We start from the raw sequence: 12,037 nt of genomic DNA on the forward strand, positions 1-12,037 counted from the left end.
CCACCTGCGGGCGGATATGGATGATGGAGTCGTGCCCCGAAGACTTGCCGCCGCTCTCCTCGTCGGCCTGACAGCCGTGACGTTCGCGGCATGCGCCGAGCGCACACCGCCGATCGACATTCCGGACGGGATTCCGCCGGGTGTCGGTGCACCGCTTCCGCCGATCGACGTCGAGGCGCCCGGTCGCTCCGCGGACCAACTGCAGGCGTGGGCCGAAGAACAGGACGCGGCTCTCGGCGTGGGGCGTACCGCCCTCGAGGCTTACGGGTACGCGGCTGCGGTCATGACGTCGTCGAGACCCGGATGCGGGATCGGATGGACGACTCTCGCCGGCATCTCCGGGGTCGAGAGCAGGCACGGCACGCACGGGGGCGCGTACGTCGCGCCGAACGGGCGGGTCGATCCCGTGATCCGCGGAATTCCACTCGACGGCGGTCCGGGTATCGAGGAGATTCCGGATACCGACGGTGGTGCGCTCGACGGGGACCCGATTCACGATCGCGCGATGGGCCCGATGCAGTTCATCCCGGAGACGTGGAAGCGCTGGGGTGTCGACGCGAACGGGGACGGCGTCGCGGACCCCGACAGCATCGACGACGCGACCCTCACTGCGGCTCGCTACCTGTGTGAACGCGGGGGAGACCTGACAACTCCGGAAGGCTGGCACAACGCTCTGATGGCATACAACCTCTCCGGGGTGTACGTGGGCCAGGTCAGGGACCGCGCCTCCGCCTATTCGGTGGGAGTGCCCGCGGACTGATCTCGCGTCGGCGTGGAGGAGGGCGCGTCGGTGACGACGGGCACGGCACTCCGGTTAGGCTGTGTGCTGGCACGACCCGAGCCCAGGTACGGAGACTCGGCCGTCCACGCGACCCCTGAGCGGTCGATGCCCAGTGCGAAGCCCCATCGAAGGAGAACCACAAAGTGGCCATTATTGAGCAGGTCGGCGCCCGCGAGATCCTTGACTCCCGCGGTAACCCCACGGTGGAAGTCGAGGTTCTGCTGGACGACGGCACCTTCGCACGTGCGGCCGTGCCCTCCGGCGCCTCCACCGGTGAACACGAGGCAGTCGAGCTTCGTGACGGCGGCGACCGCTACAACGGGAAGGGCGTGGAGAAGGCCGTCGAGGCCGTCCTCGGTGAAATCGCACCCGCCATCATCGGTCTGGACGCCACCGAGCAGCGCACCGTCGATCAGGCTCTCCTGGACGCGGACGGAACTCCGGACAAGTCTCGCCTCGGCGCCAATGCCCTCCTCGGCGTGTCGTTGGCCATCGCGCGGGCCGGTGCAGACTCCGCGGGCCTCGACCTCTTCCGCTACGTCGGCGGGCCGAACGCACACATTCTGCCGGTTCCGATGATGAACATCCTCAACGGTGGCGCGCACGCGGACACCGGCGTGGACGTCCAGGAGTTCATGGTTGCCCCCATCGGCGCCTCGAGCTTCAAGGAGTCGCTGCGCTGGGGCGCCGAGGTCTACCACGCGCTCAAGGCCGTCCTGAAGGAGAAGGGCCTCTCGACCGGTCTCGGCGACGAGGGCGGATTCGCTCCGGATGTCGCAGGCACCAAGGCAGCACTCGACCTCATTGCCATTGCCGTTTCGAAGACGGGCCTGAAACTCGGTAGCGATGTCGCACTGGCGCTGGACGTTGCGGCCACGGAGTTCTACACCAAGGGCACCGGATACAAGTTCGAGGGCGAGAACCGCACCGCGGAGCAGATGTCCAAGTTCTACGCGGAGCTCGTGGACGCCTACCCGCTCGTCTCCATCGAGGATCCGCTCGACGAGGACGACTGGGACGGCTGGGTCGACCTGACCAACAGCATCGGCGACAAGGTTCAGCTGGTCGGTGACGACCTGTTCGTCACCAACCCGGACCGTCTCGAAGAGGGCATCGTCAAGGGTGCCGCCAACGCACTGCTGGTCAAGGTCAACCAGATCGGCACCCTGACCGAGACTCTCGACGCCGTCGACCTCGCTCATCGCAACGGATACAAGACGATGATGAGCCACCGTTCCGGCGAGACCGAGGACACCACGATCGCCGACCTGGCCGTCGCGGTCGGCAGCGGTCAGATCAAGACCGGTGCTCCCGCTCGTTCCGAGCGTGTCGCCAAGTACAACCAGCTGCTGCGCATCGAGGAGAACCTCGGCGACGCAGCACGGTATGCGGGAGAGGTCGCATTCCCGCGCTTCGCTTTCGACAGCTGATGTGGAGCTGATCTTCCAGTGGCACAACGCGGTAGGCCGCGATCACCCGGGGGCCCGGGTGGTCGCGGTTCCGGCCGTCCGGAGCGGACTCGGCGCACGCGCAGTGGCGGTAGCACGAGTGGTGCGCGTTCACCGCGCAGGTCCACGTCCCCTACCGGTGACGCGCGAGCCGAGGCGGTGGATCCGGCGGAAGCCGGCACGGTCCTCCCCGGCCGCGCGCGGCCCCGGAAGGTAGACGCGAAACCGAAGTCCAGGAATCTGTCCCCGGAGCACACCATTCTCGGTCTCTCGACGGGCCGCGCGCTGATCCTGGCCGTGGTGGTTCTGGTGCTCGCTCTCACGCTCGCCGTACCGCTGCGGAACTACATGACTCAGCGCGGCGAGGCGGAACGGGTTGCCGCGGAACGGGTGGAACTCGAACAGCAACTCGCCGAACTGCGAGTACTCGAGGACCGCTACAGCGATCCGGCGTACGTCGAGGCACAGGCGCGTCAGCGGCTGCGGTTCGTCAAGCCCGGCGACACCCCGTTCCAGGTGCAGCTTCCGGGTGACTACAAAGAGCCGGTCAGCCCCGAAGAGGAAGCCGAGAAGCTTCCGGGGCCGTGGTATCGGGACTTGTGGAAGACGATTTCGGAACCGCAGCCCGTGCCGGCTCCGCCGCCGCCTCCCGGGCCGGCAGCGCCACCGGGACCAGAAATTCCACCACCTCTCGAACCAGGAGAACCCACCGGGTGACACATCCATCCGACGAATACAGCAGCATCGCGCCCGAAGATCTCGCCGCGGTCGCCGACCAATTGGGTCGCGAGCCCCGTGGCGTTCTCGCAATCGCCTACCGCTCGCCGGACGGGCGGCCGGGGGTCGTGAAGACGGCACCGAAGCTGCCTGACGGAACCCCGTTTCCCACGCTGTACTACCTGACGGACCCGCGGCTGACCGCCGAGGCAAGTCGGCAGGAATCGGCCGGGGTGATGAAGGAGATGACCGACCGGCTCGGCACCGACTCGGATCTCGCGGCTGCGTACACGGTTGCGCATGAGGGTTACCTCGCGGAACGCAACGCAATCGAATCTCTCGGCACCGACTTCACCGGTGGCGGCATGCCCGACCGGGTGAAGTGCTTGCACGTGTTGATGGCGCACTCGCTCGCCAAGGGGCCGGGGGTGAACCCGCTCGGCGACGAGTCGGTCGTCCTGGCGGCGCGGGCCGCGGGCGGAAAGCTGCGCGGCACAGCGATTCCGGCGGACTGGCCCGGCATCGACGATGCCGGCAGCGAGGATCAGGAATGAGCCGCGTCGCAGCCGTCGACTGCGGAACCAACTCGATTCGCCTGCTGATCGCGGATGTCGACGAGGCCCGGAAGCTTACGGACGTACGTCGCGAGATGCGCGTCGTACGACTCGGTCAGGGAGTGGACGCGACGGGTTCTTTCGCGCCCGAGGCCATCGAGCGCACCCGCGCAGCGTTGAGTGAGTACGCGGACATGATCCGTGACAGCGGCGCAGTCGCGGTCCGCATGGTCGCGACCTCTGCCACCCGCGATGCATCGAATCGCGAGGACTTCTTCGCGATGACTCGCGAGGTGTTGGGTGCGGTCGTGGCGGGCGCCGAGGCAGAAGTGATCACCGGCGACGAGGAAGCGCGGCTGTCGTTCGCCGGCGCGGTCGGCGAACTCGATGCAGCCGAGGGACCGTACGTCGTCGTGGACCTGGGCGGGGGTTCGACCGAGGTCGTTCTCGGCGACGCGAGCGGTGTGGAGAGCGCCCATTCGGCAGACATCGGGTGCGTGCGACTGACGGAACGCTGCCTCCACGACGATCCACCTACCGCCGAACAGATCGACGCCGCTCGAAAGTTCGCATCCGAGCGGCTGGCCGAGGCGTTCGAGAAGGTCGACGTCGACAAGGCTCGTACGTGGGTCGGTGTTGCCGGCACCATGACCACGTTGGCTGCTGTCGCAAAGAATCTTCCCGAGTACGACGCCGAGCAGATTCATCTGTCGCGTATCCCGTTGGACGGGGTACACGAGGTCTGTGATCGGCTCGTTGCGATGAATCACGCCGAGCGCGCTGCGCTGGGTCCGATGCACCCCGGGCGGGTGGACGTGATCGGTGGGGGAGCGATCGTCACCCAAGTATTGGCGGACACACTTGCCGCTCGCGCAGGGATCACGGAACTCGTCGTGAGCGAACACGACATTCTGGACGGTATAGCCCTGTCGATACAGCTGTGAGTGGGTAGCGAGTCCCAGGACTCGCTACCACTCACAGGGCGCGGAGCGCCTATACGACGCGGCTGCCCGCGTCGTGCCGAGCCTTGTCGAAGTGAATCGTCGTGCGGGTGGCCACCGAGTCGGTGCCGAGCATCTGCGTGAAGTCGGCGCACACCTCGTCGATTCGCTTGGCGACACGGGGAAGATCGGCGGCCGTGTCGAGAGTGACCGAGAGATCCACGGTGCGGGTACCTCGGTCGACGATCGCCTTGGACTTTGCGCTGTGTACGCCCGGGCTCGCTTCGAGGGCGCGCGCTGCGCCGTCTCCGACCGAACCGATGTCTGCGACCAGCGAGCCCTCCTTGCCACTCCCCGCCAGTTGCAGGTCTTTCGCCTTCGATGCGGGCGTGTGGGAGAAGAGCCACTTCAATGCGAGCAGGATGAGGATCAGGCCGCCGATTCCGACTGCCCACCCCCACCACGACTTGTCCGTGGCATCGGTGAGCCAAGGCGCAGTGACGGTCTCGGGCTTGTCCGGGAAGAGCGACGTGTTCCAGATCAGCGCGCCGATTCCGACGGCGAGAAGGACCAAGCCGACGACGAGCGCGAGGAGACGGTCGAAGAAAGCAGCAGAGCGACTCATCAGCGATCTCCTGACTTCGTACGGACACTGATCTTCGGCGGGGATTTCAACCCGGAGAGCGCTTCCCGGACCGCCTCGGCGATGCCGATCTTGATGGTCGCAGCTTCCGCACCGGTGACCTGGGACGTCACGGTGACCTTCTTGCGTGACGCGGTGGTGCTGGTCGACAGGACTCCGGAAACGGGTTCCGTTGCCACGGAGGAGATACGGGCCACGTCCGCCGGTGGAATCCACACGCTCGTACGCGCATCGACCGGAATGGCAGTCTTGCGTCGGGGCTTGAGCGCGGAGATCAGGAACCAGAGGCCGACGAGGATCGCGGCGATGCCGGCCGGAATCATCCAGTCTGCGAACGTGAGTCCGTCGATCCATCGGGCAGCGCTCTTGGTCCACATCTCGCCGTCGAGCCATCCGATGGCGACGAGAGCGTCACGAATACCGACGATTCCCGCCGCCAAGAGGCCGAGTGACAGGATGGTGCCGACGAGTCCGGCGGCCGGGGCAGCAACGGGCTGACGACCTGCTGCGGGATATACGGTGGGCTCCGGCTTCTCGGTACGGTGCGCGCCTTCCGTGTGGGCGGCAGTATCGCTCGTCATTGGATGTTCCTTCCCGTGTCTTCGCCGCTGGGGGAGACGACACTCGGGATAGACACGTCTACGCCGTCCACATTGAGCCCGGCGTAGTCGGAGAGTGCGGACGAGACGTTGGTTCTGACCGCATCACCCACTCGGGGCAGGGAATTGGGCCATTCCACTGCGACGTCGACGTGTGCTCGAACGCGGTCGCCTGCAATGTAGACGCGGGCGCGCGGGAGGTCGCGGCCGGTGAGCTTCGCCAGTCCGGCCGAATGCTTCTCGACGCCTGGGGTGTCGAGGGCGGCCTTGGTGGCGAGACGCTGGGCTACCTTGTCGCGAATGACGAGGGTGCCACGGTCACCCGGTTCGGCGAGGCCGGCGTCGGAATTGGGTGTGGCGGGCGCTTCGTCCGAGATGTCGGGCGATGCCTCGTGGTTACCCACGACCGCGTCCCCGCAGGATGGTGGTGACATCGAAGTCGCCGTCCCGCTGTCCGCCGAGGGCGAAGCCGATCAATCCGAGCACCAGGGCGATCAGGAATCCGGTGAATCCGCCTGCTGCCGCTGCGACTCCGAGAAGGAGTCCGGCGAACAGGCCGAGTGTGGAAGTTTTCATTCTATCCTCCAATTATCTTTGGCCGAGAATTGTGTCGCGGTCACGAAATGGGGATGGATCAGAGAGAGATATATCGAGTGCCGCGACGCGGGAACTTCTTTCCCGCAACGCGATAGATGCGTTTTGCGGTACGCATTGCGCTTGCCTTTTTGCTGTGACTGATAGTGATCTCGATCGGGGGGCCGCCCGAGGCCGAACCCCCGAATCGGGCGTCGATCTCGGCAAATGCGATCTCGAGTTCTTCCGCATTGCCCCCGAGGTCCGGGTGCAGGCGTAGGGCGGCTGCCCGGCGCGCCGTTCGGCGGTCCGGGTAGTCGGCCCAACGCCCGATTTCACTCATGCAGAGTCGAGTTCTTTCCTCGGAACCGGAACGACGTCGGCGATCGTGACATCGACAGTGGTTCCGGTCAGTCCCTCGACGACCTTTCGGATTCTCTGCGCCACATCGGCAACCGCGACATCGAAGAACACCGTGACGTGAACGTCCGTGTTGGTCTCGTCGGTACGGACGCCCGCGACTCGCCGACCGGGTAGGTAGGTGCCCACCTCGCCGAAGGTGCCGCCGTGCAGACCGGCCACGCCGGGAACGTCGAGGACTGCTGCGGCGATCAGATCCGCTGGTTCTTCCATGCCGTCACCTCCAGCCATCAGTATCCTCCTCGCGTTCACAGATTGTGGTGGTCACCGAGCGTCACTGCACTCGCGACGGTGCCGGCTCGTTCGTGGTCTCTTCGTCGTCGTCCGACTCCACGTGAACGTCGTGCACGGTCACGTTCACCTCGGTCACCTGAAGACCGGTCATCCGCTCGATCGCGGCGATGACGTTGCGGCGAATGCCGGTGGCGAGATCGGCGATCGAAACTCCGTACTCGGCGACGATGTCGATGTCGACTGCGGCCTGCTTCTCGCCGACCTCCACGGAAACGCCCTGTGCGTGGTTGACGCTCGCGCCCGGAATGCGTTCACGGAGGGCGCCGACGACGCGCGATGCTCCGCCGCCCACCGCGTAGACGCCGTTCACCTCACGGGTCGCAATGCCGGCGATCTTCGAGACCACGGTGTCGGCGATGGTTGTCTTGCCCTGTGAGCTCACGAGTGAGGAGCTGCCGGACGTGCCCTTCGAAACATCGGAAGAAGTCGAGGAAGAAGTCGAGGAGGTAGCGCTGGTCATGAGTCACTCCTTCTGAGTGCGGTAATTTCCGCAGCGTTGTGTACGACAACTTAACAGTGTTGCTATCGAGCTATATCACGTATTCAATTCGCATGCAGGGTCAAAGGGATGGTTGTGCGCGTATCGCAACCTTCTGGCAATCGGCCGATAATGCACACGGAAAATGCGTGAGTGAGGCATCACGCCAATCCAGGGTCGAGCGTCGTCTTCCAGGGACAAGTACGGTGAATCGGTGTTTCGGACGATGACGCGATATCAGCTTGCGGCGGATGCCGTATGGGCGTCGATTTTCGTGCTCCTCCTCGCTGCGTCCGCAAGTGCGGAAGAACACAGCGAGTTCGCACTCGTCACGCTCTGCGGTTTGGCTGTAGCACTGTTGCTGCGACGGTGGTCGCCAGCGCTGGCGTTGGGGATCGCATGGGTGTTCGCCATCGTCCAGATGGTCGGCTCACTCGCGGTCCTGCCGGCCGACTTCGCGATTCTCGTCGTGTTGTACTGCGTCGGTTCGTACGGAAATCGAATATTGCAATGGGTCGGCCTGGCATCGGCCTTCGCGGGGGGCGTGACCGCGGCGTTGTATCTCACGTTCTGGGTGAATAACTCCACCGCCGATCTCGCCGCAGTGGAAACCGGTGGTGGGACGTCCGTACTCCTGAGGTTCGTCGTCGTTCTCGTCGCCTCGTGGGGTGTTCTCGGGTTGGCGTGGGCACTCGGCAGGCTTGCCCAGTCGCGGCGAAGCGCGATCGAATCGCGGCACGCCAGGGAACTGGCAGAACTCGAGCAGTCGAAAACGCAGCAGGAGATTGCGGTCGAACAGGAGCGAAACCGGATCGCGCGAGACATGCACGACATCGTGGCGCACTCGCTCGCAGTGGTGATCGCGCAGGCCGACGGAGCCCGCTACGCGCGCGAGGTCGATCCCGAGTCGACGGACTCGGCGCTGCGCACCATCTCCACTACCGCTCGGGAAGCTCTGGGGGACGTGCGTACTCTCCTCGGGCAGCTTCGACATACGCAGGAGGGCGAGCCCGCACTCGGTGACGCGGACATCGACCGACTCGTGACGCAGATGCGGGGAATCGGCTTGGACATCGAATTCGACGTCGACAGTCGGGCGGTGGGCGTCGACCAACTGGGCGCGGGACAGCAACTGGCGCTGTACCGGATCGTTCAGGAGTCCTTGACCAACGCCCTTCGTCATGGAAAGCCGGGGGCGCGGGTGCACCTCGACATCGAGTTCGACAGGGAGGGTGTGCATGTGAACGTGCGCAATCTGCTGCCGTCGCACGGGTCGTCGACTCATGTCACTGGAAAGTCGGCAGGTCACGGACTCGTTGGAATGCGCGAGCGTGCAGGCTTGTCCGGCGGCATCTTCGCCGCTGCTGCAGAGGGCGGTGAGTGGAGAGTGTCGGCGTGGTTGCCTGCAGTGCCCCACAAGCAGGAACCAACCCCGCAGGAGGAAGCGAACTCATGACGGCCGACAGAATCAGAGTGGCACTGGTCGACGACCAGAAGCTGTTTCGTGCCGGGGTGCGGATGCTGATCTCGTCTCAGCCGGACCTCGAGTTCGTCGGCGAGGCGGGCGACGGGCAGGCGGCGATCGGGCTCGCGGAGACAGAGGCGCCGGACGTCGTACTCATGGACATACGAATGCCCGTGCTCGACGGGATCGCGGCCACCGAGGCCATTCTTCATGGACATACGAATGCCCGTGCTCGACGGGATCGCGGCCACCGAGGCCATTCTGGCCAGGTTCGACGAACGCGCCGTTCCCGCGCCGCGAATACTGGTGCTCACGACGTTCGATCTCGACGAAAGTGCGGCCCGTGCGATTCGGTCGGGGGCCAGTGGATTCGTATTGAAGGATGCAGATCCGGAGTTTCTGCTCGCGGCCATTCGCACGGTGTATGCGGGGAATTCGGTGATCGCGGCTTCTGCGACGAAACAGTTGCTCGAGCATTTCGTTCCGGTCGTCGACCAACCGGTGGCGCCGGCAGCGTTCGGGCGACTGACGGAACGCGAGCGCGGCATCTTTCGGCTCGCGGCGAAAGGACTCAGCAATGCCGAGATCGCAGCGGCGGAATTCCTGAGCGAGGCAACGGTGAAGACACACATCAGCCGCGTCTTCACGAAGCTGGAAGTGCGGGATCGGGTGCAGTTGGTGGTCTACGCGTTCGAGCACGATCTGACGGGTGACTGACAGCCCTCCTGCGGGAGTAGAAGCCCGTTCGAGGATCATCCTCGAGATGTAGGTGAAGGCGACTCGCGCCCGATTCGGCGGCCCGCCGCCGTGCATAGCGTTCTGGGTATGAACAGCACAGATCCTCGGCAGGCTCTCGTCGCCGGAGTCGCACACGTCCGCAAGCTGTACGGCGACGCCGCAAATCCCGTCACAGCACTCGACAATGTTTCCGTCGGCATCCGGCGCCGTGAATTCACGGCGATCATGGGCCCTTCGGGATCCGGAAAGTCGACGCTCATGCATGTCATGGCCGGCTTGGACTCCGTCACCTCGGGGCGGGTGTGGCTCGGGGACATCGATATCACGACGTTGGGGGACGATGCCCTCACCGAGCTACGACGTCGTCACGTGGGCTTCGTATTTCAGTCCTTCAATCTTGTTCCTACATTGGATGTTCGGGGAAACATCATGCTTCCGTTCGAGTTGGACGGGCGCAATCCGAACGGCGACGAACTGCGGTGGATCGACCATCTGATCGCGTCACTCGGTCTCGCGGATCGCGTCGATCACCGGCCGCACCAACTGTCGGGCGGGCAGCAGCAGCGGGTTGCGATCGCGCGTGCCCTCGGGAGCCGTCCGCAACTGATCTTCGCAGACGAACCCACGGGCAATCTCGACTCTCGGTCGGGTCGGGAGGTGCTGGCGCTGCTCGCGACCGCAACGCGCGAATACGGTCAGAGCATCGCGATGGTCACGCATGATCCGGTGGCTGCGAGCTACGCGGACCGTGTCCTCTTCCTCGCCGACGGGCGACTGGTCAACGAGATGCGCCGTGCGACACCGGAACAGATCTCGTCGTACATGCTGGGAATGGAGCGGGTCGCATGAGGTCGGCAATGTCGATGGGGATGCCGAGAGAGCACGGATCGACGATGCTGGTCGCCGGGTTGGCCGCCTCGTTCGGGGTGGGCCTGATTCAGGTGACCGCGTTGGTGTCCGACGTGTTTTCGGACGGTCTTGCCGGTGCGACGAACCTGCTCTATTCGACCGCGATGGTGTTCATCCTGCTGTCGATGTACGTGGCCGCGGTGGTCACGGCGAACACGTTCGGCACCATAGTCGCCGGGCGTACGAGGACGATCGCGTTGCTGAGGCTGATCGGTGGGAGCGCCCGCGACGTCCGGCGATCGGTTGCCCGTGAAGGTTTGATGGTGGGGGCCGCGAGCGCCGTGGTCGGCTTGGTCGTAGGCGTCGGCGGCAGTGCACTCGCGCGTGCGGTGGGTGTGGCGTCCGGCGGCTTGCCGGACATCGAATACACGCTGGTCGATCCGCTCGTACTGCTGCCGGCCGGCATCGTCGTTGCCACGACCTGGGCGGCTTCCTATGTCGGATCCAAGCGGGTTCTCGAGGTGACCCCGATACAGGCGACCGGGCAGGCCGTCGAACCGTCGGTCGACGACGGTCGCCATCGCACGGCACGCAACGTGGCGGCGACGATACTTCTGATCGGCGGCGCGCTGTTGCTGGCGTTCGGAGTGCTGGTCGGGTTGGTTTCCCCGCTCGGAGTGGTGATCGCGTTCTTCGGTGGTGCGGCGTCGTTCACGGGTGTCCTGTCGGGGGCTCACCGGATAGTGCCGGGGATACTTCGCTTGTCGGGCAGGCTGTTCGGGCGTTCCTCTGCCGCGCGGCTGGCGTCGGCCAACGCGCTCAGGTATCCGGAACGGAGTACCCGCACCGCAATCGGTCTCGTCATCGGAGTGACGATGGTGGTGATGTTCGCCGTCGCAATGTCGACGTACAACTCCATGCTCGTCGACACCTACAGCGAAGAAGACCTGGGACAGGCATTGACCATCACCACCGGGGTACTCACCGGACTGATCGGCTTCTCGGGTGTCATTGCCGGAGTGGGAATGGTGAGTAACCTGTCGCTCAGTGTCCTGCAGCGCACCCGCGAACTCGGACTGCTGCGTGCCCTCGGTTTCACCAGGAAACAGCTTCGCTCGATGGTGGTGTTCGAAAGTGCGCAGATGGTGATCGCGGCGGTCGGGTTCGGACTGGTCCTCGGCACCGTCTACGGGTGGGCGGCCGCACAGTCTCTCCTGGCGAGTGTCAGTGGAAAGGCGATCGTGGCACCCACGTTGCCGTGGATGCTGCTCGTCGCAACCGTGCTGAGCGCGGCACTGCTGGCAGTCATTGCTTCACTCGCACCCTCGCGGCGAGCAACGGCCATTTCTCCGGTCGTCGCTCTCGCCGAACTCTGACGGCTCCCCCTGACCAATGTCACACCGGTTCAGCTGAGGCGGTTTCAAGTGGTGGATGCACCGATGAGCTCAGCGAACTTTTCGACTGGTGGGCGGTAGCCTAGCGCCGCCCTGGGGCGTTCGTTGAGTTCGGTGGTGACGAAGCGAAGGTGTTCGAGCGA

15 protein-coding genes and 1 pseudogene are annotated in these 12,037 nt (G+C 65.1%); 9 read left to right on the forward strand and 7 right to left on the reverse strand.

Going from position 1 to position 12,037, the window contains the following annotated elements:
• The first annotated feature begins 16 nt into the window (after positions 1-16).
• From ACZI8R_RS19955 to ACZI8R_RS19975, 5 genes are all read left to right on the forward strand, one after another.
• A complete protein-coding gene (locus tag ACZI8R_RS19955) occupies positions 17-760 on the forward strand; it encodes a lytic transglycosylase domain-containing protein (RefSeq protein ID WP_463381422.1) in 744 nt (247 codons plus the stop codon).
• Between the two features lie 164 nt (positions 761-924).
• Positions 925-2,211, forward strand: a complete 1,287-nt coding sequence (gene eno, locus ACZI8R_RS19960) for a phosphopyruvate hydratase (protein WP_463381408.1) — start codon at positions 925-927, stop codon at positions 2,209-2,211.
• Between the two features lie 18 nt (positions 2,212-2,229).
• Entirely contained in the window at positions 2,230-2,946 is a 717-nt protein-coding gene (locus ACZI8R_RS19965; RefSeq protein ID WP_463381409.1) for an FtsB family cell division protein, read from the forward strand.
• Positions 2,943-3,500, forward strand: a complete 558-nt coding sequence (locus ACZI8R_RS19970; RefSeq protein WP_463381410.1) for a DUF501 domain-containing protein — start codon at positions 2,943-2,945, stop codon at positions 3,498-3,500. The genes ACZI8R_RS19965 and ACZI8R_RS19970 overlap by 4 nt, the downstream gene beginning before the upstream one ends.
• Positions 3,497-4,444, forward strand: a complete 948-nt coding sequence (locus ACZI8R_RS19975) for a Ppx/GppA phosphatase family protein (protein ID WP_463381411.1) — start codon at positions 3,497-3,499, stop codon at positions 4,442-4,444. Before ACZI8R_RS19970 ends, ACZI8R_RS19975 begins: the two co-directional genes overlap by 4 nt.
• Positions 4,445-4,493: 49 nt before the next feature.
• On the opposite strand, the gene ACZI8R_RS19980 is transcribed toward ACZI8R_RS19975, so the two are convergent.
• From ACZI8R_RS19980 to ACZI8R_RS20010, 7 genes are read right to left on the reverse strand one after another with little or no spacing between them, the layout of a single operon-like run.
• Complete coding sequence (locus tag ACZI8R_RS19980; RefSeq protein WP_463381412.1) at positions 4,494-5,066, reverse strand: alkaline shock response membrane anchor protein AmaP; 573 nt, start codon at positions 5,064-5,066, stop codon at positions 4,494-4,496.
• Positions 5,066-5,665 carry a DUF6286 domain-containing protein gene (locus tag ACZI8R_RS19985; protein WP_463381413.1) on the reverse strand — a complete coding sequence of 200 codons (600 nt, stop codon included), beginning with the start codon at positions 5,663-5,665 and terminating at the stop codon, positions 5,066-5,068. The genes ACZI8R_RS19980 and ACZI8R_RS19985 overlap by 1 nt, the downstream gene beginning before the upstream one ends.
• Positions 5,662-6,087 carry an Asp23/Gls24 family envelope stress response protein gene (locus tag ACZI8R_RS19990; protein ID WP_463381414.1) on the reverse strand — a complete coding sequence of 142 codons (426 nt, stop codon included), beginning with the start codon at positions 6,085-6,087 and terminating at the stop codon, positions 5,662-5,664. The genes ACZI8R_RS19985 and ACZI8R_RS19990 overlap by 4 nt, the downstream gene beginning before the upstream one ends.
• Positions 6,080-6,259 (reverse strand): hypothetical protein, encoded by a 180-nt coding sequence (locus tag ACZI8R_RS19995; protein ID WP_378577910.1) that lies wholly within the window; start codon positions 6,257-6,259, stop codon positions 6,080-6,082. Before ACZI8R_RS19995 ends, ACZI8R_RS19990 begins: the two co-directional genes overlap by 8 nt.
• Before the next feature lie 58 nt (positions 6,260-6,317).
• A complete protein-coding gene (locus ACZI8R_RS20000) occupies positions 6,318-6,599 on the reverse strand; it encodes a hypothetical protein (RefSeq protein ID WP_463381415.1) in 282 nt (93 codons plus the stop codon).
• Positions 6,596-6,907 (reverse strand): Asp23/Gls24 family envelope stress response protein, encoded by a 312-nt coding sequence (locus ACZI8R_RS20005; protein ID WP_463381416.1) that lies wholly within the window; start codon positions 6,905-6,907, stop codon positions 6,596-6,598. The genes ACZI8R_RS20000 and ACZI8R_RS20005 overlap by 4 nt, the downstream gene beginning before the upstream one ends.
• A gap of 43 nt (positions 6,908-6,950) precedes the next feature.
• On the reverse strand, positions 6,951-7,430 hold the full coding sequence (locus ACZI8R_RS20010; protein WP_463381417.1) for an Asp23/Gls24 family envelope stress response protein: 480 nt from the start codon (positions 7,428-7,430) through the stop codon (positions 6,951-6,953).
• Between the two features lie 244 nt (positions 7,431-7,674).
• Here ACZI8R_RS20010 and ACZI8R_RS20015 point away from each other — a divergent pair, with 244 nt between their 5' ends.
• The 4 genes and pseudogenes from ACZI8R_RS20015 to ACZI8R_RS20030 all read left to right on the forward strand — a co-directional run bounded on the left by ACZI8R_RS20015 (position 7,675) and on the right by ACZI8R_RS20030 (position 11,876).
• Positions 7,675-8,904 (forward strand): sensor histidine kinase, encoded by a 1,230-nt coding sequence (locus ACZI8R_RS20015; RefSeq protein WP_463381418.1) that lies wholly within the window; start codon positions 7,675-7,677, stop codon positions 8,902-8,904.
• Between the two features lie 62 nt (positions 8,905-8,966).
• Positions 8,967-9,630, forward strand: a pseudogene (locus ACZI8R_RS20020) (response regulator).
• 108 nt (positions 9,631-9,738) lie between these two features.
• Entirely contained in the window at positions 9,739-10,500 is a 762-nt protein-coding gene (locus tag ACZI8R_RS20025) for an ABC transporter ATP-binding protein (protein ID WP_463381419.1), read from the forward strand.
• The gene (locus ACZI8R_RS20030) at positions 10,497-11,876 is read left to right on the forward strand and encodes an ABC transporter permease (protein ID WP_463381420.1); all 1,380 of its coding nucleotides are present in this window, start codon (positions 10,497-10,499) and stop codon (positions 11,874-11,876) included. Before ACZI8R_RS20025 ends, ACZI8R_RS20030 begins: the two co-directional genes overlap by 4 nt.
• Positions 11,877-12,037 lie beyond the last annotated feature (161 nt).

Source organism: Rhodococcus huquni, assembly GCF_055231055.1.

What these genes read in the sequence shown, in the direction of transcription:
- ACZI8R_RS19955 (WP_463381422.1), top strand. Translation starts at nt 17, where the DNA reads ATGGATGATGGAGTCGTGCCCCGAAGACTTGCCGCCGCTCTCCTCGTC.
- ACZI8R_RS19975 (WP_463381411.1), top strand. Translation starts at nt 3,497, where the DNA reads ATGAGCCGCGTCGCAGCCGTCGACTGCGGAACCAACTCGATTCGCCTG.
- ACZI8R_RS19980 (WP_463381412.1), bottom strand. Translation starts at nt 5,066, where the DNA reads ATGAGTCGCTCTGCTGCTTTCTTCGACCGTCTCCTCGCGCTCGTCGTC.
- ACZI8R_RS19985 (WP_463381413.1), bottom strand. Translation starts at nt 5,665, where the DNA reads ATGACGAGCGATACTGCCGCCCACACGGAAGGCGCGCACCGTACCGAG.
- ACZI8R_RS19995 (WP_378577910.1), bottom strand. Translation starts at nt 6,259, where the DNA reads ATGAAAACTTCCACACTCGGCCTGTTCGCCGGACTCCTTCTCGGAGTC.
- ACZI8R_RS20000 (WP_463381415.1), bottom strand. Translation starts at nt 6,599, where the DNA reads ATGAGTGAAATCGGGCGTTGGGCCGACTACCCGGACCGCCGAACGGCG.
- ACZI8R_RS20005 (WP_463381416.1), bottom strand. Translation starts at nt 6,907, where the DNA reads ATGGCTGGAGGTGACGGCATGGAAGAACCAGCGGATCTGATCGCCGCA.
- ACZI8R_RS20010 (WP_463381417.1), bottom strand. Translation starts at nt 7,430, where the DNA reads ATGACCAGCGCTACCTCCTCGACTTCTTCCTCGACTTCTTCCGATGTT.
- ACZI8R_RS20015 (WP_463381418.1), top strand. Translation starts at nt 7,675, where the DNA reads ATGACGCGATATCAGCTTGCGGCGGATGCCGTATGGGCGTCGATTTTC.
- ACZI8R_RS20025 (WP_463381419.1), top strand. Translation starts at nt 9,739, where the DNA reads ATGAACAGCACAGATCCTCGGCAGGCTCTCGTCGCCGGAGTCGCACAC.
- ACZI8R_RS20030 (WP_463381420.1), top strand. Translation starts at nt 10,497, where the DNA reads ATGAGGTCGGCAATGTCGATGGGGATGCCGAGAGAGCACGGATCGACG.